Origin of the sequence: Dinoroseobacter sp. S124A (assembly GCF_049801015.1) — a bacterium.
Lineage (GTDB): Bacteria > Pseudomonadota > Alphaproteobacteria > Rhodobacterales > Rhodobacteraceae > Dinoroseobacter.
Genome location: NZ_JBNAGD010000003.1, coordinates 55255 through 73603 on the forward strand (window position 1 = coordinate 55255; position 18349 = coordinate 73603).

Sequence of the window (18349 nt, forward strand, 5' to 3'; positions counted from 1 at the left end):
CGCTCAGGCCCGCTGCGCCTGCGGCGCGGAAACCGCGTCGAGAAACCCGGTGATCTCGGCGGCAATCAGGTCGGGGCGTTCCTCATGCATCAGGTGTCCCAGATGGGGCAGGCATCGCGTCTCGGCTCGGGGCAGTTTGCGCGCCGCATCCCCCGAAACCGCCGGCGCCACCGCCTTGTCCCGCGCACCAGTCAGCAGAAGGGCTGGCGTGTCGATCCCCGGCATCTTCTTGCCCAGCGGGCGCAGATCCCATTGGGACATCATCGCCAGGGCACCCGAGACATGGGCCCGGTCCCGCACCAGCCGGTAATAAAGCATCAGCTGCCGCTCGCTGAGCTCGGATCCCGTGGCGGTGATCAGCTGGGCGACACTGCGCGGCGTTGTGGTGTTGGCAAAAACCAGCGAAGTGAACGGGTTGAGCGCCAGCAGCTTGGCCAGCATGGGAAAGAGCCAGCCCGCCACACCGTCAAACTCGGCAAAGGCCCCGTTCAGCGCGATGAAACCACGCGGCGGCTCGGGCAGCTTGTCGATCAGATCGAGCCCGACCGCCGCCCCGGCGGAATGCCCGATGATCCCCTGCGGAAGCAGGTCCTCCCGCCGCAAGAGAGCCGCCAGATCGGTGGAGACCGCCGCCAGACCGGCACGCTGGCTGCCGCCCTTGGTGGTGAAACCATGCCCGGGCAGATCCACCGCGACCACCCGGTACCGCGGTGCGAGCGCGGTCATCAGATCGGCGAAACTATGCAGCGACGCCCCCGCCCCATGCAGCAAGAGCAGCGTCGGCCCCTGCCCCATGACCTGCACATGCCATTGATGCGGCGTCACCCGCAGAAACCGACTGGCCTCCGCATGGGGCCAGTGGCGCTTTTCGAGATCCCAGTTCATGTCTCCAGCGCGGCGGTCACAGCGCTGGACAGGCGCTGGCTGTCCGCGCGGGGCATGGGGATATACGGCGCGGCGAGTTCCCCGGCCAGCTCGCGTAACTGCGGCTGCGGGCGCTTGCCCATGTCGATCACGACCGAGGGCGTCTCTTGCCCGCGCAGGGCCCGCGCCATGGCGCGCGCGTCCTCGGCGGCACTTGGGCGATCCGGCGAGCCATCCAGTGCGATATTCGCCCGCCCATCCGTCAAAAGCGCCACAGTCGGGCTCAGCCCGCGCCCCTTGCTCAGCTCCGCGAGGTCCAGCGAAGCCCGAAGCCCCGCCGCCAAAGGCGTGCCGCCCCCGCCCGGCAGAGCGGCCAGACGACGCTTGGTCTGAACAAGCGACCGGGTCGGCGGCAGCAGCAGCTCGGCCCCCGTGCCGCGAAACGCGATCAGCGCCACGTGATCCCGGCGGGCATAGGCCTCGGCCAGCATCAACTCCACCGCGCCCTTGGCTTCGGCCAATCGCGCCAGCGCGGCGGAACCCGAGGCATCCACGGCGAAGATCAGCAGGCGATCGGACTTCTCTTCGAAGCGGCGCAGGCGGACATCCTCGGCCCGCACCAGCACTTTCTGCGGCGCATCCGGGGTCAGTTTCCGGCGGATTGTCTGCCACGGCGCTGCCGCGCGCAGGGTCGCGACCAGATCGATCCGCGCCTGACCGTCGAGCCGCCCAGGGCGCGATGGCAGGGGCCGTCCACGTCGATTGCCCTTCTTGGCCGCACCTGCGCCGCCCCCGGATTTGGCCGTGCGCGGCGCCTTGGCCGCCGCGATCCGTGCCAACAGGTCGGGCGGAAGGATCGCTTTGGCGGCTTCCAGAAGGATCTCTTCCGGCAAGCGCTGGGGCGTGTCGTCGCTGTCCTGCTCCTCATCCGGCGCGGCATCGCTTTCCGGCGGCGGGCTGTCCGGCGGTGTTTCTGGCGGGTCCGCGTCCTCTATCTCTTCTTGCGGAAACCGTGTGGCGCGCGGGGCGAGCACAAGCTCGGTGGCCGTGATCAGGTCGTCCTCGGACGCCTCTGCCCGGCCGTCCAAAGCCGCGGCGGCACGCGCCACGCGCAATGCCAAAAGGGGCGCGCGCAGGCTGTCGATGCCAAGCCGCATGGCAGCCACGGTCATCGCCGTGATGGCGGTATCGGGCAAGCGCACCTGGGTGAGCCGGGCGCGGGCAGCGGCGATTTCATCGCGGTTATAGGCGGGCTCGGGACAGTCACCCTGGGCCAACCCCTCCAGATCGAGATGCAGCGCCAGCCGGTCCGCGAGGCACTGCGCGAGGCGCTCGTCCTCCTCCGCACCCTCATCCATGGCGATCAGGGCATGGCCCTGATCCGTATCCAGCATCTGCGCCAGACGCGCGGCGAGCCCGGGTGTCATCCGCTCGGCCATGGGCGCGATCAGCGCAACAGGACCAGCCCCGAGCAGGCCCGGCGCCCGCACAAGCCGCCCGGCCGAGAGCGTCGCCGCCAGATCCACGCCACCGAACAGCTGCGCGTCGCCGATCCCCGGCGGCAGGCGGCGCGGAGCCGCAAGCAGATCGCGCAGGGGGGCGAGCAACCGGTCCCGCACGGGACCCGAACGCGCGCGCATCCACAGCCCACCGAGACCTTCGGGGTCAATGGCAAGCAAGGCGACCGCCGTGGCCGCCTGGGCCCAGCGCTCCACCGGGTCCGTATGGGGGGTCTGGATCACGCGAGAACGCTGTCGACCACGCGGCTCACTCGGGTGGTCGAGCCTGCCTCGTCCAGCGGGTCACGCCGCAGACGGTGGCGCAGGGCCGAGGCCGCGATGGTGCGCAGGTGGTCGCGTGTCACTTCGGTGGCACCCGCATAGGCTGCCACGGCCCGTGCGGCCTTGAGCAGAGTCAGCTCGCCCCGCAGCCCGTCCGCGCCCAACGCCACGCAAAGCTCGGCGCAGTCCCGCAGGGTTGCCTCGGGCGTCGCCACCGCACGGAGCCCCGCGCGCGCCGCCAGGATCCGGGCGCGCAGATTGGCGTCCTCGCCCTGCCAGTGATCCATGAACGCGTCATAATCCATCTCATAGGCGTCGCGACGGCGGATCACCTCGATCCGGTCGTCGATCTCGGTCGGGGAGCTCACCTCGACGCTCAGCCCGAACCGGTCCAGAAGCTGCGGACGCAGCTCGCCCTCTTCGGGGTTGCCCGAGCCCACCAGAACAAACCGCGCCGGGTGGCGGATCGAGAGGCCTTCGCGCTCGATCACGTTCTCACCCGAGACCGCCACATCCAGAAGGAGGTCCACAATGTGGTCCTCCAGCAGGTTGACCTCGTCGATATAGAGATAGCCCCTGTTGGCGCGCGCCAGCAATCCGGGCTCAAACGCTTTCTCCCCGCGGGTCAGCGCGCGCTCGATATCGAGCGCGCCCACAACCCGGTCCTCGGTCGCACCCAGGGGCAGGTCGATGACCGGCGTCGGTTTGGACACCATCGCCTCGCCCACGCCTTCGGCCCATTCGGGCACCGCATCGCGGGTGGCGGAATTGCAGGGGCAGCGCTCGACCACCTCGATCTCGGGCAAGAGCGCGGCGAGCGCCCGCACCGAGGTCGACTTCCCCGTCCCACGGTCGCCGAACACCAGCACGCCGCCAATGCTCGGGTCGATGGCCGTGAGGATCATGGCCTGCTTCATTTCAGACTGGCCAACGATGGCGGAGAAGGGAAACGGGTGGGTCATGCGGTCTCTTTCATGTCGGATCGGGTCTCAGTGGCCGTCGAGAGCGGTCGCCGCCCCTCCCACGTGCCGTGATCGCCGAGAACGGAAAACCGGGCGTAGAGCTCTTCGGCAAAGAGCCCGCCCTCGCGGACGGCCCGGATCGCCTCGGCATGGGGGCCTCCGCGCCGGGCGAAGGCGGCCATGCTCTGCGTGTCGGGCCAGATGGAGAAGGTGACCTGCTGCATCAGGGGGACCTCGCCGATCCCGATCTTGAACAGGACATTCGGATCGCGGCCAATCATGTCGCTGATGGCCGGTTCATGTTTCCAGAATTGCAGGGCACGCGAGGGGCGCACCGTGGCCCGGGTCAGCGCGGCGAGCGGGCCCGGGGCGCTGGGCGTGTCCACTTCGAACGGTGCCTGCCCGGACCATTTCCCCCGCGCCGATGTGGTGGCCAGCAGGACGGTCCAATCCTCACATGCCTTGGCGCGGTAGCGCGACCAGACCGCGCCTTCGCGGGTCTGCGCCTCGGCGGTCTCGCGATCCGGCCAAGTGGCAAGAATTGCATATACAGCGGTGTTGGGAACCGGGGTGAACCCCTCGCCAGAGCCCGAGCCGCAGAGTTTCCAGAACCCGATACCGGGGGTCTGCGGCAGCGCAAACCGGGCCGCACCCATCTGGGTCAGCGCCCAAAGGCGGTCTATCACGCTGTCGAAGCGAAAGAGGCTGAGACTGACGGTCTGAATCGGACTCACTCCAATGTGTAAACTAAGTTTGACACATTGCCTGTAAATCCGAAAGACTTATTTACATCAGCTCGTCAGACCCCCTCGGGGCGGAGGCCGCGAACTCCTCACGGCGCACCCGGGCCAGAACGGCCACATCAACCTCGGCCGCGCCCGCATCGAAACAGGCGATTGCGCAAGCCGCAAGTGTTGCACCGCTGGTCAGCACATCATCCATCAGAAGGACATGGCGCCCCTCAAGCCCCGCGCTGCGCGCGCGGGCCGGGTTCACGTTGATGGCGCCGTCGAGATTGGCAAAGCGTTCGGTGTGACTGCGGTGGTCCTGCATCGGCGTGCGTCGCGTCCGCACCAGAAGATCGGGCACCATCTGCCGTTCCAGATGCCGGGCGGCGACCCGCGCCAGCAACACGGCCTGATTATAGGTCCGCTTCAACAGGCGCGTGCGATGCATCGGCACTGGCAGGATCAGCGTATCGCCCTGCACCAGCGGCCGGGCCGCCCGTGCGAGCCACGCTCCCGCCGGACGCGCCAGATCCGTGCGGTCGCTATGCTTGAGCTGAAGCACCAGTGTCCGGCCCAGATCCTCGTAGGTCATGGCGGCACGCCCGCGATTCCACGGGCGCTGCGTGGTCATGCATTCCTCGCAGATATCGGTTTCATCCTCGGCCAGACCCGAAACCGGCACCCCGCAGGTCCCGCAAATCCCGCCCGCGATGAAGGGCGTCTCGCGCAGACACTCCCCACACAGGCCAAAATCGCTGGCCACCGGCGCGCGACAGCCAACGCAACTCGGCGGATAAAGCGTCTGCAGCGCGGTTTGCAATTGTCCCTGAAACACTTAAATAGCCCTCTCAACTGAGGACACTTGATGGATCGCCCACCCCGCCTGACCGATCGCACCGCACTTGCGGCGCACCGTGCCCGCGCCTGCCGCGGCGGCGGTCCTGAGCTGTTTCTCCATCGCGAAGCCCTCTCTGAGCTTCAGGAAAGACTGAGTGAGGTTAACAGGAGCTTTACCAAGCCCGCGATTGTCACCGGTTTTCCCGCGTTCTGGGCCGAGGCCTTTCCGAAGGCCACGGTGGTGGCGGATACCGACCTGCTCGATCTCGAGCCCGGCGCCCATGATCTGGTGATCCATGCCATGGCGCTGCATTGGGCCGATGACCCGGTGGGGCAACTGGTGCAGGCGCGCCGCGCGCTGGCCGAGGATGGCCTGCTTCTGGCGGTGAGCTTTGCCGGTGACACCCTGCGCGAGCTGCGCATCGCCTTTGCCGAGGCCGAGAGCCGCCTGCGGGGCGGGCTCAGCCCCCGGGTGGCCCCGATGGGCGACCTACGGGATCTGGGCGGGCTTCTGCAGCGGGCGGGCTTTGCCCTGCCGGTTGCGGATCTCTCCCCCCGGCAGGTGGATTATGCCACGCCCCTGCATCTGATGCGGGAGCTGCGCGCCATGGGCGAAACCAATGCGCTCGACCAGCGCGACCGCCGCCCCCTGCGCCGCGATGTGCTGGCGGCGACGCTCGATCTCTATGCGACGGAATTTCCGGGCGACAACGGCCGTGTGCGCGCTACGTTCCAGTTTGCGTTCCTGACCGGCTGGGCGCCTTCCGAAAGCCAGCCGCAACCGATGCGCCCTGGATCGGCGTCTCACCGCCTGGCCGACGCGCTGGGAACGGTGGAATTTGACCGGGATATGAACCCAATGACCGACTCGGCTGCCGCCGACAAAGGCGACGACTGACAAAGGCACGATACCGATGAATATGATGTCCAAGACCACGTCCTCTCACCTGCCGAGTGACCACCCGCCCGTCAATTTCGGCAAGATCGGCATCCTGCTGGCCAATCTCGGAACGCCGGACAATTACGACTACTGGTCCATGCGGCGCTATCTGAACGAGTTCCTCTCGGATCGGCGCGTGATCGATTACAGCCCGTGGATCTGGCAGCCCCTGTTGCAGCTGGTGATCCTGACGAAGCGCCCCTTCAGCTCGGGCGCGGCCTATAAGTCGATCTGGAACGAAGAGGCGGGGGAGAGCCCGCTGATGACGATCACCAAGGACCAGACCGCCAAGATGAAAGCCGCGATGCAGGCGAAGTTCGGCGATGATGTCGTGGTCGATTTCTGCATGCGCTATGGCAATCCCTCCACCAAGTCCAAGGTCGAGGAGCTGCAGGCCCAGGGCTGTCAGAAGATCCTGTTCTTCCCGCTCTATCCGCAATACGCGGGCGCGACCTCGGCTACGGCCTGCGACGAGTTCTTCCGCTCGCTGGAACATATCAAGTGGCAGCCGATCGTGCGCACTGTAGAGCCGTATTTCGAGCATCCGATGTATATCGAGGCGCTGGCCCAATCGGTGGAGCGCGCCTATGCGGATATCAAGGACCGGCCGGATGTGCTGGTCGCCTCCTATCACGGGGTGCCCAAGCGCTACCTGATGGAGGGTGATCCCTATCACTGCCAGTGTCAGAAGACCTCGCGCCTTTTGAAGGAACGTCTCGGCTGGCCAGATGGCGAGATCGTCACCACCTTCCAGAGCCGGTTCGGCCCCGAGGAGTGGCTACAGCCCTACACCGTCGAAGAGGTCGCGCGCCTGGCCGAAGGCGGCAAAAAGAAGATTGCCGTGATTGCACCGGCCTTCTCGGCCGACTGCATCGAAACGCTCGAAGAGATCAACGAAGAGATCAAGGAAAGCTTCGAAGAAGCAGGCGGCGAAGAGTTCACCTATATCCCCTGCCTGAACGATGACGACGCCCATATCGCGGCGCTCGCCCAGGTTGTCGAGGACAACCTCGCAGGTTGGATCGCCCCGCGCGGCTGAGCCCGATCTAACCTGCGGACACGAAAAAAGGCGACCCCGGGAGGCCGCCTTTTCTAATTTCTCGATCGCGTGACGCGATTAGGACGCGACTGCGGCCAGAACTGCGATCAGCAGCAGCGGCAGAACGATGCCACCTGCGGACGAGTTGGTTTCTTCAACGATGACCGGCATTTCCATCATCGGCTCTTCCATGGAGCCAGCGAAGGCGGTGGAAGCTGCTGCAGACAGGACGGCTGCGAGAACGAGTTTTTTCATGGTTCCCTCCAAAGAGATGCTCACATTTACGACTTGGACACGCCAAGAGACGCTGGTGAGCGTTCTAGACTGTACCTCGTGGTATTTTTTAAGCAGGAGAAAGTTCCGAATGCAATCAACGCCGGAGCTTCGCCCGCGCGGACGCCCAAATGTCGTCAAAACTGCAACACTCCCCATTCAAGTGAGGTCAGGGCACCCCGGTCCATGGCTTTACCCCCCTGCGTCCCCATGAAGGAGTGTCGGGAATTCAGGATTTTATGAGGCGACCTTCACAAAACCTTACGTCAAGGCGGTGCTTTGCGCGGATCTGAAGTAGCCAAGAAAAAACGGCGCCGGGGCGCCGCTTGATTTCGATCATATTCCCGCGCGGGCAAAGTCAGATCAAAAGAACCTGTGTTCCGCTGCGGGCTTTTTCGAACAATTCCGCGATGTCTTCGTTGAACAGGCCAATGCAGCCATTCGACGAGCGGCGCCCGATCTTGCGCGTGTCATGGGTGCCGTGGATTCGGTAATAGGTCCAGCTGAGATAGAGCGCGTGGGTCCCAAGCGGGTTGTCCGGGCCCGGACCCACAAAGTCCGGCCATTCCGGGTTGCGCTTTTTCATCGAGGGCGTCGGACGCCAGCTCGGGCCTTCGACCTTCTGTGTCACGCGGGTACGACCCTTGCGCGTCAGGTCCTCGGACAGCGGCACGGAGGTCGGGTACAGCCGGTACTCGGTCTGGTCCTCGGACCAGTAATGCAAGGCCCGGGACGAGATATCCACGAGGATCGCACCGTTCTTGGTATCCGAGAAGTATGGCCGCCAGTCGAGCGCACGAAAGCCCGAGATATTACGGCGCACGGATTGGGTCGGCTCCTGCTCGATCTCGGTCGTTCCGGCCATCTGCGCCAGAGCCGGGCTCGCCAGCAGGGTAGAGGCCGCGCCCGTGGTCGCAAGGAAGCGACGGCGTGAAACATCAGGGGTATTTCGTCTGGACATGGTCGGACTGCTCCAATGATCTCAGAAGTTTTCGGCTCAATCTAAGCGAGTCGGTCTTAACGTACAATTCACACGCATGTCATCACATTGTGCGCAGGCAAGCGGTTGGACGTTCCGTCGAATAATCGCTAGGGAAGAGAGAAGGCACGCTATGCGAGGGGGTTACATGCGCCGAATTCTAGCTTTGTGGCTGATCCTTCCGATCATCCTGGCCGCCTGCACGCCGCCGCCGCCCACCCTGGGCCCGGATGGGCAACCCCTGCCCCGGGTCTATGATATCAACGCGTCCGATACCGGGCGGATCCAGTTCGCGATCCTTGATTCGGTCAATGTCCTGCGGCAGGCCGGAGGGCGCAGCCCGCTCGCGCTCAACCCGCAACTGAACGCCGCGGCCGCCACCCATGCGCGGGACATGGCCGTGCAGAACCGGCCCTGGCATTTCGGCTCCGACGGCTCCTCGCCGCCGGAACGGACCGCCCGCTCGGGCTATCCGGGGCAGTTCCGGGCCGAGCTGATCTCCGAGACCTACGAGACCGAGCTGGAAACCCTCGCCGCTTGGATGGAGGACCCCGCCACGCGGGAGATGATCCTCGATCCGGAGGCGCGGGATCTGGGCTTCTCCTGGTATCAGGAACCCAATGGCAAGCTGTGGTGGACGATGGTGCTCGGCGGCAGCGGCCCGCAAGTGGTCCCGGACGTCTGAGCCACGCCCCGATCCGGCACGGGATCAGGGATCAGGGATCAGGGATCAGGGATCAGGGATCAGGGATAGATGTCGATCGGCGTGTCGTTCTTGACCATGGCATAGATGTCTTCCATCTCGCGATTGGTCACGGCGATGCAACCGGCAGTCCAGTTCTCGCCGGTGCGCGGCCCGGTCAGGTTCGGCTGACCATGGATGAAGATATCGCCCCCCGGGCTTTGGCCCATCGCGCGGGCGCGGGCGACATCCGCCGTGTTCGGATAGGAGATCCCGAGCGACAGGTGAAAGCTGCTATTGGGGTTGCGTCGGTCGATGCGGTAGCGCCCCTCGGGGGTCTTGCCATCGCCCTCGACCTCCTTGGGGCCCACGGGCGCAAAACCGAGATCGATGTCGAACCCCCGCAGCACTGTGTCGTGATGCATCAGGTACATACGCAGCTCGTCCTTGAACACGACGATCCGGGTCACTTCGGGTCCGTCATAGCTGCGGAATCGCGAAGCTCCGCAGCCGGATAGCCCGACAGCGATACCCAGCAGCAAGAGGCGGCGGGAAAGGGTCATATGTGAAGCCTGCTCGAAAGAGGTGACGTTTTTGTTATTGGCCACAGAGTGCCAGATTTCGCCGCCCCGGACCAATCACGAATTGGGGGGAGACCGCTTTTCCAGCGCCTCTTCGATCGCCTTGAGCCGGTTCATCACCTCATCCCGATACGCGTCGGTGGCGGCGACCTCTTCGGCGGAGTGGGCATCCTGCATCGAGTTTACGATCAGACCCACCAGCAGGTTCACTACCGCGAAGGTCGTGACCATGATGAAAGGCAGAAAGAACATCCACGCATAGGGGTAGACCTCCATCACCGGGCGTACGATCCCCATGGACCACGACTCGAGGGTCATGATCTGGAACAGGGAATAAGCCGAGCGGCCCAGATCTCCGAACCAAGTGTCGAACTGGGCCGCTTGCTCGGGCGTGCAGGTCGGACAGCCAGTGCCAAAGAGCTTCGTCGCCATGACCGCCCCGATATAAAAGATGATCGCCATCAGCAAAAACACCGACCCCATGCCCGGCAGCGCGGTCACAAAGCCCTCGACCACCCGGCGCAAGCTCGGCGCGACAGAGATCACGCGCAGCACCCGGAGGATGCGGAGCGCCCGCAGGACCGAGAAGCCCTGCGCCCCCGGGACGATCGCCACACCGACGATCAGGAAGTCAAAGATGTTCCAACCCGAACGAAAAAAGCGCGGCCCAAGGGCAACGAGCTTGATCGCCAGTTCAACGATGAAGATCCCAAGGCAGATCTTGTCGAGGGTCGTGATCAGCCCGCCTGTCGCCGCCATCAGGCTTTCGGAGGTTTCCATCCCCAGAAGCACCGCGTTCAGCACGATCACCCCGATGATGAATGAGCGGATCTGGGGGCTCTCGATCCAGTCGGCTAGGCGGGCGCGCAAGGCTGTCATCGGCAGAATTCCTCAGCTTTCGGGCTCGATATGGGGTGCGGTGAAGGCGGCAGCAAGCTCCACATGCGGGGACCAGCGGAACTGATCCACCACCTGCACCCAAGCAAGGCGATATCCCGCATCGCAGAGCATCTTGGCATCGCGGGCAAAGGTCACCGGGTTGCAGGACACCGCCGCGATCCGGGGCACGCGCGCCTCGGCGAGACAGCGGGTCTGGGCTTCGGCCCCGGCGCGGGGCGGGTCGATCACCACCGCATCGGTTTTGGCCAGCTCATCGGGCAGTAGCGGTCGGCGGAAGAGATCCCGCGTCGCGACCTGCACCCGCGACAGGCCGGGCGTCTTGCGCCAGGCGGCGTCGAGCGTTGCGAGCATCTCGTCATCGCCTTCCACGGCCAGCACTTCGGCGCGTTGGGCCAAAGGCAGGGCAAATGTCCCGCATCCGGCAAAAAGGTCGATGACCTGTTTGGCCGGGCCGACCGCCTCGGTCACGGCCGCCAGGAGCGCGGCCTCCCCCTCGCGGGTGGCCTGCAGGAAAGCGCCGGGCGGCGGCGTGACCACCGACGGGCCAAAGCGCTGCACCGGGGGGCGGAGCGTCACCAGCACATCGCCCTCCAGGCTGAGCCGGGCCAGATCCAATCGCTGGGCCAGCGCCGTCAACCGTAGGCGCAGCGCCTCGTCCAGCGCCTTGCCGCCCCGAACATCCACGTCCAGCCCCGCCTCGGAGACCGTCACCGCCAGCGCCAGCTCCCCCTTGCGGGAGCCGAGCTCGGGCAGAAAGGCCGCGAGACCCGGCAGGGCCGCTGTGATCGCAGGGTCCAACACTTCGCAGGCCGGGATATCGACAATCGTATCGCTGCCGCGGGTGTGAAACCCCAGCAACGTGCCCTTCTTCAGCCGCCGTCCGGACAGGGTCGCGCGACGCCGGGAGCGGGGTGGCGATGTCTGGATTGACCGCATCGGGGCGCTCAGGCCATGGGCGGCGAGCGCCTCGACCACGATCTGCGTCTTCCAACTGGCGACGAACGGGTCCGAGGCGTGCTGCACCGCGCAACCGCCGCAGCGCGCGTAATGGGCGCATGGGGCTTTCACCCGATCCGCCGAGGGCGTCGCGATCTTGGGTGCAGAGATCCGGTCGCCGTCGATCTCGCCGCGGATCTCTTCTCCGGGCAGGGTACGCGCCGCATAGATCGGCCCCGGCGCGATGCCGTCGCCATGAAGGCCCAGTCGGGTGATGGTCACTGTCTCGGTCATGGCCGGGCTTTAGCGGGCGCGCGCGGCTCCGGCAACTTGGTTATTCCGCCGCATCCACCAACCCGATGAAGCCTCCGGACTGGCGATTCCAGTACCGCGCATAGAGACCGCCCTTGGCCAGAAGCTCCGTATGGGTGCCATCCTCGACGATCCGCCCCTGATCCAGCACCACGATCCGGTCCATCTGGGCAATGGTCGAGAGCCGGTGCGCGATAGCAATCACCGTCTTGCCTTCCATCACCCGGTCGAGCGCATCCTGGATCGAGGCTTCGACCTCGCTGTCCAGCGCTGAGGTCGCCTCGTCCAGAACGAGGATCGGCGCATCCTTCAGGAACGCCCGCGCCAGGGCGATCCGCTGCCGCTGCCCCCCGCTGAGCTTGACGCCGCGCTCGCCCAGATGAGCGTCATAGCCCTTGCGCCCGGCGTGATCCTCCAGATCCAGAATGAACGCGTGCGCCTCGGCCCGCTCGGCGGCGGCGATCATCTCGGCCTCTGTCGCGTCGGGACGCCCATAGAGGATGTTCTCGCGCGCCGAGCGGTTGAACATGGCCGTCTCCTGCGTGACCATGGCGATCTGCTGGCGCAGGCTGTCCTGGGTAACCGCGCGCAGGTCGGTGCCATCGATGGTCACCCGCCCGGATTCCGTATCATAGAGCCGCAGAAGCAGCCCGGTCAGGGTTGATTTGCCCGCCCCCGAGGCCCCCACAAGACCCAGTTTCTGCCCCGGCTCCACCGTCAGCGAGATCCCGTCAATCCCGCCCACATCGCGGCCATACATGAAGGTCACATCCTCGAAGGCGATCCGACCCTGTGTGGTTTTCATGGCCTCGGCCTGCGCTGCATCGGTCAGCTCATGGGGCACGGTCAGCGTGCGCATCCCATCCTCGACCTCGCCGACATTCGCGTAAATCGCCATCAGTGTGAAGCTGACCCAGCCGGTCATCTGCGCGATCCGGATCGCGATGGCCCCCGCGGCGGCGATGTCCCCCGGGGTGGCGGCCCCGTTGGTCCACAGGACCAGCGTCCCGCCGATCAGCAACACCGGCAGCACCCCCGCAATCGCCATGAGCCAGAACCGGAAGCTCGACGAGATGTACCCGAAATCCAGCGCCTTGCGGCGGTAGCTGCCCATGGCGTTCAGGGCCGCGCGGTCCTCATGCTCGGAATGCCCGAACAGCTTGACCGTCTTGATGTTGGTCACCGTATCCACGACCTGCCCGGTGACATTCGCCCGCGCCCCGGCCCGCGCGGCAGAGCGTTTGCGCACCTTGGGCAGAAACGCCCGGATCAGGCCGAGATAGGCCACGAGCCAGACGCTCAGCGCCAAGGCAACCCAAGGGTCGATGGTCAGAAGCAGGATCGCCGAACCCAGGATGGAGGCGAGCGCGAAGGCGACCACATTGATCACCTCGGAGGTGACATCCGTCACCGCGCGCGCGGTCTGCATCTGCTTCTGGGCGATGCGCCCGGCGAAATCATTGTCAAAGAAGCTCACCGACTGGCCCATGGTCCAGCGGTGCAGCCGCGACAGGACCAGCGGGTTCAGGTTGGGCTGCACCACGATGGCATTGGCCGCCGAAGACAGGCCAAAGATCACCGGCCGGATCAGGATGAAGAACCCGGCAAAGAGCAGAACCGTGGGCCATTGGCTGGCAAAGAAGCCCTCGGGCCCGGCGCCCAGCGCCGTGTCGATCACATAGCCTAGCAGCATGGCCGAGATCACTTCGAGCGTGCCCGCGAGCGCCGAGAGGGCCGCCGCCGCCCAGAGCACGGGCATCGAGCCCCGCAAGCACCAGCGCAGGAACGCGCCCAGCTGTTGCGGTGGCGGCCCGTCGGCGGGCTGGAACCCGTCAATCAGATCCTCGATCCGGCGCAAAACACTCATTCCGCAGCCTCCGTCGTATCAATGAACCCACCCGATTGCCGCGACCAGAACCGGGCATAGAGCCCGCCCTTGGCCAGCAGATCCGCATGGGTGCCGTCCTCGATCACCCGGCCGTCATCCAGAACGAGGATCCGGTCCATATGGGCGATGGTCGACAACCGGTGCGCGATGGCGATCACCGTCTTACCCTCCATCACGCCATAGAGCGTATCCTGAATGGCCGCCTCAACCTCGCTGTCGAGGGCCGAAGTCGCCTCGTCGAGCACGAGGATGGGCGCGTTCTTGAGGATGACACGCGCGAGGGCGATCCTCTGGCGTTGCCCGCCGCTGAGTTTCACGCCGCGCTCGCCCACATGGGCGTCATAGCCCGTGCGGCCCTGTGGGTCCGTCAGCCCAAGGATGAAATCATGGGCCTCGGCGCGTTCGGCGGCGGCAATCACCTCGGCCTCGGTCGCGTGGGGCTTGCCATAGAGGATGTTGTCGCGGACTGAGCGGTGGAGCAGCGCACTGTCCTGCTGCACCATCCCGATCTCGGCGCGCAGGCTATCCTGGGTCACCTTCGCGATGTCCTGACCATCGATCAGCACCCGACCGGCATCGGCGTCATAGAACCGCAACAGAAGCTTCACGAGGGTCGATTTCCCCGCCCCCGAGCGCCCGATCAGCCCGACCCGCGTGCCCGGCGCGAGGGTCAGGTCGATCTTGTCGAGGCCGCCGGTCTCCTGCCCGTAATGGTGGCTCAGGGTCTCCAGTCTGATCTCGCCCTCGCGCAGCTCCAGCGGTTTGGCATCCGGCGCGTCCACAAGGGTGATCGGCTGCGCAATGGTCTGCAGGCCTTCGGCGATCACGCCGAGATTCTGAAAGAAATTCGACACCGCCCACATGATCCAGCCGGTCATGGCATTGAGCCGCAAGGTCAGTGCCGTCGCCGCCGCGACCACACCCACCGAAGCCGCGTCCTGCATCCAGAGGACCACTGCCCAGCCGACCACCCCGACGATCAGCAACCCGTTCAGGATCACCAGCACGATATCCATGGTGGTGAAAATCCGCATCTCGCGGGCAAAGGTCGTCCGGGTGGTCTCGATCGCCTCCTTGGCGTAGTCGAGCTCCCGGTCATGATGGGCAAAGAGTTTCACCGCGTGAATGTTGGTGTAGCTGTCCACCACCCGGCCCGTCACCTCGGACCGCGCCTCGGAGCTTGCCTTGGACGCGGGGCCGATATTCACGATCGTCCAGCGCACCAGCGCGAGATAGAACCCGAACCACAGGATGAGCGGCAGCGCGAGGCGCGGATCCGCCCCCATCAGCAGGATCGCCGCCCCGATCAGATACGCGAGCGAGAAGCTCAGCGCGTCAAAGACCTGAAACACCGCCTCGCCCGCGGCCGGCGGCGTCTGCATCACCCGATTTGCGATCCGCCCGGCAAAGTCGTTCTCGAACCAGCCCACGGATTGCCGCAACACCTGCCGATGGGCGCGCCAACGAAAGAGCGTGCTGTAATTCGGCAGAATCGCATTGTTCAAAAGCAGCACATCAAAGGCCTGCAACACCGGGCGCAGCAGCAGGATGAACACGGCCACCAGCACCAGTTCAAGCCCGTGGCTCTCCCAGATCGTGGCGGGCGTGTTCGAGGATAACAGGTCCACGACCCGCCCCATGTAGAAAATCAGCCCGATCTCCACAGCCGCCACCAGCACGGACATCACCCCGGCAACCGCAAAGACGGCGCGGAACGGCTGCGACCAGGATTTGATGAACGGCCAGAGGCGCGTGGGGGGGCGATCCGTCTCGGAATAGGCCACATACGGGTCTATGAGACGCTCGAAATAGCGGAACATGGGAACGGTCCTTGGGCTGTCCTAGCTATATAGCCTCGGACACGCGAAATGCCACGGCCATAGGCTCAGAGGCGGGCCAGCAACTCCGCCTTGGACAGACGCATGCCCGAGGCGATCCAGGCGGTTTCCAACCTGCGCAGCGCGGCCCCGATCTCGGGTCCTTGCAAAGCGTCCGGCAAGTCCTTGGCCCGGAGGGGGAAGACCATCTGCGCCCCCCGCTCGACCTCAGGGATCTGCGCGGGGTCCAACGGCGTCGAGAATAGCGCGGCCCTCAGGGTCAGGACATCCCGCGCGACAAGCGCGCCAAGACGATAGCCCAGCTCCGCCGGGCCGGTCAGGGCCCCCAGATGGTGACGCAGCTCTGCCAGTCTGCGGGCCTGCGCTTTGGAGAGGCGCAGCGCGTCGGTCGAGCCACCCAGGCCAGCCAACCGGCGCAGCGGCTCGGGGGACAGATCAAGCTGGCCTTCCAAATGGATGAGGGGCGCCAGCGCCTCGGCACTCGCGCCGGGCAGCGTACGGGAGAGGACCCCAGATTGCGCCATCGCCGCGACCGCCGGGGCCGGATCTTGCGCCGCCAGCAGTTTCAGAAGTTCCGCCGTAACCCGCTCGGCCGAGAGCGTGCGCAACCCTCCGGCGAGCGCAGCACAAGCCGCGAGCCCTTCGGCATCCAGCCCCTCTTCGGGCGCGCCATACCAGGCCGTGAACCGGAAAAAGCGCAGGATGCGCAGGTAATCCTCACGAATGCGATCCTCGGGCGCACCAATGAACCGCACCCGCCGCGCCGCGAGGTCCGGCGCACCGCCCAAAGGGTCGACAACCTCTCCGCCCGCAGTGGCATAGAGCGCGTTCATGGTGAAATCCCGGCGGCTGGCATCCTCGGCAACATCCTCCGAAAACGCGACGTCAGCGTGGCGGCCATCGGTGGCGACATCCCGGCGAAAGGTCGTGATCTCAATGGGGTGACCATCGGCGATCACGGTGACGGTGCCGTGGGACAGCCCGGTGGGAATGACCTTGAACCCTGCCCCCTCGGCCAGGGTGTGCACCGTGTCAGGCAAAGCGCTGGTGGCCATGTCGAGATCGGTCACAGGTGCCCCGATCAGAGCGTTCCGGACCGTCCCGCCAACATAGAGCGCTTGATGCCCGGCCTCGGTCAACAGGTGCAGAACCCGCTGCGGGGCGGGGTCCGCCCAGGGTCCAGGCGGCAGGATCACTGCAGTGCGTCGGCGAAGCCTCGCAGGATCCGCGCGGTCGCCCCCCAGATGTAATAGGGCCCGTAGGGGACCGTGTAAAAACGACGGGATTTCCCCTGCCAGATCCGGTCCTGCACGGAAAACCGGGCCGGATCCGTGACATGGCCGTAGGGGACGCGGAACACCTCGGCAACCTCGCCAAGTTCCGGCACGATCTCGAACGGGTTTGTGACAATGCCCACGAAGGGCTGCATCCGGTAGCCGGTCACCGTCTCATGGGCCGGCAGCTCGCCCACAAGTTTCACCGCATCGGCGGGCAGGCCGATTTCCTCCCAGGCTTCGCGCAAAGCCGCATCCGCCGCGGAGGCATCGCCCTCATCGACCTTGCCCCCCGGAAAGGCGATCTGACCCGGGTGATGCTTGAGCCGCGAAGAGCGCTTGGTCAGGATCAACTCGACCCCGCCGGGCCCCTGGATCAGAGGGACGAGCACCGCCGCTGGCCGCAATTTTCGGGTCGGCGGCGGCGCAAATTCCGGGTTCAGGTCGAAATCCGAGGAGCCTCCGCGCGCCGCCTGCAACGCCAGCGCGACGCGACTGGCGACATCATCCAGCGGCATCCGGACCCTCCACCGCCTCGAACCCGAGGGTTTCGGGCTTGAATTCGTAATGCGCGCCGCAGAACTGGCAATCGGCGGTGACGATGCCCTCCTCGGTGGTCATATACGCGATGTCCTTGGCCGAGTAGATCGACAGGCTCTGGCGTACGCGGTCCGGCGAACAGGTGCACCCGAACTTCACCGGAAGGGCGTCATAGACCCGCGGGTCTTCCTCGTGAAACAGCCGCACCAGCAGGTCCGATGGCGCCACAGAAGGGCCGATCAGTTCCAGAGCCTCGACCGTATCGAGCAGGACATTCGCGCGGGTCCAGTTCTCACCCTCGTCACCGGCCAGGATATCATCGGGTTTGAGCAACCCCGCCTCTCCGGTCGCATCACCCGCGGCAAAGGGCGACGCCTTGGGCATATGCTGGAGCATCACGCCACCGGCGCGCCAGTGTTCCGCCTGACCAGGTTCGGTGCTGCGTCCGAAGCTGATCTCGAACCGGGTGGGCAATTGCTCGGACTGAGCGAAATAGGTCTCGGCGCAGGCCGAAAGGCTGTCCCCGGCGATCGGCGTGATGCCCTGATAGGGCTCCATCCCCTTGCCCTGATCGATCAGGATCGCGAAATAACCCCGGCCGATCGCCTTGAAGGGGTCGGTCTCTGCCGCGAGCCGCTCGGCATCATAGCTGGCATAGGCGCGAATCTGGGCCGGCGCGCCCGCTTCCTCCGGCGCGTAGAAATCCGTCGCGATCAGGCGGGCGGGGCCATCGCCGCGGATCTGGAGCGATAGTTTCCACTGCAGCTTGATGGATTGGCCAATCAGCGCGGTGAGAACGGCGGCCTCCGCGACCAGCGCCTCGATCATGGGGGGATAGTCATGCTGCGCCAGGACACCATCGAGCACACCATCGAGCCGGGCCACCCGCCCCCGGATATCGGACCGGTCGAGTTGAAACGGCAGGACGGTATCGTCCCAGGCAAGTTTGGACGCGAGTGTCATGGAGGGGCCTTCCTAGAGGGGCGCGTTGCTGG

18 protein-coding genes are annotated in these 18349 nt (G+C 65.7%); 3 read left to right on the forward strand and 15 right to left on the reverse strand.

The window, feature by feature from the left end:
- Nucleotides 1–3 precede the first annotated feature (3 nt).
- Genes bchO through ACP15I_RS08105 form a run of 5 tightly spaced genes read right to left on the reverse strand, consistent with a single transcriptional unit; the run spans nucleotide 4 to nucleotide 5170 of the window.
- Complete coding sequence (bchO, locus tag ACP15I_RS08085; RefSeq protein WP_424974657.1) at nucleotides 4–885, reverse strand: alpha/beta fold hydrolase BchO; 882 nt, start codon at nucleotides 883–885, stop codon at nucleotides 4–6.
- Complete coding sequence (locus tag ACP15I_RS08090; protein WP_424974658.1) at nucleotides 882–2606, reverse strand: magnesium chelatase subunit D; 1725 nt, start codon at nucleotides 2604–2606, stop codon at nucleotides 882–884. The genes bchO and ACP15I_RS08090 overlap by 4 nt, the downstream gene beginning before the upstream one ends.
- The gene (bchI, locus tag ACP15I_RS08095) at nucleotides 2603–3607 is read right to left on the reverse strand and encodes a magnesium chelatase ATPase subunit I (protein WP_424974659.1); all 1005 of its coding nucleotides are present in this window, start codon (nucleotides 3605–3607) and stop codon (nucleotides 2603–2605) included. Before bchI ends, ACP15I_RS08090 begins: the two co-directional genes overlap by 4 nt.
- A complete protein-coding gene (crtA, locus tag ACP15I_RS08100; protein ID WP_424974660.1) occupies nucleotides 3604–4341 on the reverse strand; it encodes a spheroidene monooxygenase in 738 nt (245 codons plus the stop codon). The genes bchI and crtA overlap by 4 nt, the downstream gene beginning before the upstream one ends.
- A gap of 52 nt (nucleotides 4342–4393) precedes the next feature.
- Nucleotides 4394–5170 (reverse strand): double zinc ribbon domain-containing protein, encoded by a 777-nt coding sequence (locus ACP15I_RS08105; RefSeq protein ID WP_424974661.1) that lies wholly within the window; start codon nucleotides 5168–5170, stop codon nucleotides 4394–4396.
- Between the two features lie 30 nt (nucleotides 5171–5200).
- On the opposite strand from ACP15I_RS08105, the gene ACP15I_RS08110 reads away from it, so the two are divergent.
- Both ACP15I_RS08110 and hemH read left to right on the forward strand, forming a co-directional pair.
- Nucleotides 5201–6070: a methyltransferase domain-containing protein gene (locus tag ACP15I_RS08110; protein WP_424974662.1), complete on the forward strand. Its 870-nt coding sequence runs from the start codon at nucleotides 5201–5203 to the stop codon at nucleotides 6068–6070.
- 25 nt (nucleotides 6071–6095) lie between these two features.
- Nucleotides 6096–7151, forward strand: a complete 1056-nt coding sequence (gene hemH / locus ACP15I_RS08115) for a ferrochelatase (protein ID WP_424966089.1) — start codon at nucleotides 6096–6098, stop codon at nucleotides 7149–7151.
- Nucleotides 7152–7229: 78 nt separating this feature from the next.
- On the opposite strand, the gene ACP15I_RS08120 is transcribed toward hemH, so the two are convergent.
- Nucleotides 7230–7406 carry a hypothetical protein gene (locus ACP15I_RS08120; RefSeq protein ID WP_424966090.1) on the reverse strand — a complete coding sequence of 59 codons (177 nt, stop codon included), beginning with the start codon at nucleotides 7404–7406 and terminating at the stop codon, nucleotides 7230–7232.
- Nucleotides 7407–7782: 376 nt separating this feature from the next.
- A complete protein-coding gene (locus tag ACP15I_RS08125) occupies nucleotides 7783–8385 on the reverse strand; it encodes a L,D-transpeptidase (protein WP_424966091.1) in 603 nt (200 codons plus the stop codon).
- Nucleotides 8386–8551: 166 nt separating this feature from the next.
- Between ACP15I_RS08125 and ACP15I_RS08130 the strand changes: the two genes are divergently transcribed.
- Entirely contained in the window at nucleotides 8552–9088 is a 537-nt protein-coding gene (locus ACP15I_RS08130; protein ID WP_424966092.1) for a CAP domain-containing protein, read from the forward strand.
- Between the two features lie 59 nt (nucleotides 9089–9147).
- Here ACP15I_RS08130 and ACP15I_RS08135 read toward each other — a convergent pair whose 3' ends face one another.
- The 8 genes from ACP15I_RS08135 to ACP15I_RS08170 form a co-directional block, all read right to left on the reverse strand.
- Nucleotides 9148–9648 carry a L,D-transpeptidase family protein gene (locus ACP15I_RS08135; RefSeq protein ID WP_424966093.1) on the reverse strand — a complete coding sequence of 167 codons (501 nt, stop codon included), beginning with the start codon at nucleotides 9646–9648 and terminating at the stop codon, nucleotides 9148–9150.
- Nucleotides 9649–9723: 75 nt separating this feature from the next.
- Nucleotides 9724–10545, reverse strand: a complete 822-nt coding sequence (locus ACP15I_RS08140; RefSeq protein WP_424974663.1) for an ion transporter — start codon at nucleotides 10543–10545, stop codon at nucleotides 9724–9726.
- A 12-nt stretch (nucleotides 10546–10557) separates the two neighbouring features.
- Nucleotides 10558–11796: a class I SAM-dependent RNA methyltransferase gene (locus ACP15I_RS08145; RefSeq protein ID WP_424974664.1), complete on the reverse strand. Its 1239-nt coding sequence runs from the start codon at nucleotides 11794–11796 to the stop codon at nucleotides 10558–10560.
- 40 nt (nucleotides 11797–11836) lie between these two features.
- Entirely contained in the window at nucleotides 11837–13681 is a 1845-nt protein-coding gene (locus ACP15I_RS08150) for an ABC transporter ATP-binding protein (protein ID WP_424974665.1), read from the reverse strand.
- Complete coding sequence (locus tag ACP15I_RS08155; RefSeq protein WP_424974666.1) at nucleotides 13678–15522, reverse strand: ABC transporter ATP-binding protein; 1845 nt, start codon at nucleotides 15520–15522, stop codon at nucleotides 13678–13680. Before ACP15I_RS08155 ends, ACP15I_RS08150 begins: the two co-directional genes overlap by 4 nt.
- A 65-nt stretch (nucleotides 15523–15587) precedes the next feature.
- The gene (locus ACP15I_RS08160; protein ID WP_424975031.1) at nucleotides 15588–16733 is read right to left on the reverse strand and encodes a CCA tRNA nucleotidyltransferase; all 1146 of its coding nucleotides are present in this window, start codon (nucleotides 16731–16733) and stop codon (nucleotides 15588–15590) included.
- Nucleotides 16733–17332, reverse strand: coding sequence for a CoA pyrophosphatase (locus tag ACP15I_RS08165; protein WP_424966099.1), 600 nt, complete (start codon nucleotides 17330–17332; stop codon nucleotides 16733–16735). Before ACP15I_RS08165 ends, ACP15I_RS08160 begins: the two co-directional genes overlap by 1 nt.
- The gene (locus tag ACP15I_RS08170) at nucleotides 17319–18317 is read right to left on the reverse strand and encodes an Hsp33 family molecular chaperone HslO (RefSeq protein ID WP_424974667.1); all 999 of its coding nucleotides are present in this window, start codon (nucleotides 18315–18317) and stop codon (nucleotides 17319–17321) included. The genes ACP15I_RS08165 and ACP15I_RS08170 overlap by 14 nt, the downstream gene beginning before the upstream one ends.
- Nucleotides 18318–18349 lie beyond the last annotated feature (32 nt).

What these genes read in the sequence shown, in the direction of transcription:
- bchO (WP_424974657.1), bottom strand. Translation starts at nt 885, where the DNA reads ATGAACTGGGATCTCGAAAAGCGCCACTGGCCCCATGCGGAGGCCAGT.
- bchI (WP_424974659.1), bottom strand. Translation starts at nt 3,607, where the DNA reads ATGACCCACCCGTTTCCCTTCTCCGCCATCGTTGGCCAGTCTGAAATG.
- ACP15I_RS08110 (WP_424974662.1), top strand. Translation starts at nt 5,201, where the DNA reads ATGGATCGCCCACCCCGCCTGACCGATCGCACCGCACTTGCGGCGCAC.
- hemH (WP_424966089.1), top strand. Translation starts at nt 6,096, where the DNA reads ATGTCCAAGACCACGTCCTCTCACCTGCCGAGTGACCACCCGCCCGTC.
- ACP15I_RS08120 (WP_424966090.1), bottom strand. Translation starts at nt 7,406, where the DNA reads ATGAAAAAACTCGTTCTCGCAGCCGTCCTGTCTGCAGCAGCTTCCACC.
- ACP15I_RS08125 (WP_424966091.1), bottom strand. Translation starts at nt 8,385, where the DNA reads ATGTCCAGACGAAATACCCCTGATGTTTCACGCCGTCGCTTCCTTGCG.
- ACP15I_RS08130 (WP_424966092.1), top strand. Translation starts at nt 8,552, where the DNA reads ATGCGCCGAATTCTAGCTTTGTGGCTGATCCTTCCGATCATCCTGGCC.
- ACP15I_RS08135 (WP_424966093.1), bottom strand. Translation starts at nt 9,648, where the DNA reads ATGACCCTTTCCCGCCGCCTCTTGCTGCTGGGTATCGCTGTCGGGCTA.
- ACP15I_RS08140 (WP_424974663.1), bottom strand. Translation starts at nt 10,545, where the DNA reads ATGACAGCCTTGCGCGCCCGCCTAGCCGACTGGATCGAGAGCCCCCAG.
- ACP15I_RS08145 (WP_424974664.1), bottom strand. Translation starts at nt 11,796, where the DNA reads ATGACCGAGACAGTGACCATCACCCGACTGGGCCTTCATGGCGACGGC.
- ACP15I_RS08150 (WP_424974665.1), bottom strand. Translation starts at nt 13,681, where the DNA reads ATGAGTGTTTTGCGCCGGATCGAGGATCTGATTGACGGGTTCCAGCCC.
- ACP15I_RS08155 (WP_424974666.1), bottom strand. Translation starts at nt 15,522, where the DNA reads ATGTTCCGCTATTTCGAGCGTCTCATAGACCCGTATGTGGCCTATTCC.
- ACP15I_RS08165 (WP_424966099.1), bottom strand. Translation starts at nt 17,332, where the DNA reads ATGCCGCTGGATGATGTCGCCAGTCGCGTCGCGCTGGCGTTGCAGGCG.
- ACP15I_RS08170 (WP_424974667.1), bottom strand. Translation starts at nt 18,317, where the DNA reads ATGACACTCGCGTCCAAACTTGCCTGGGACGATACCGTCCTGCCGTTT.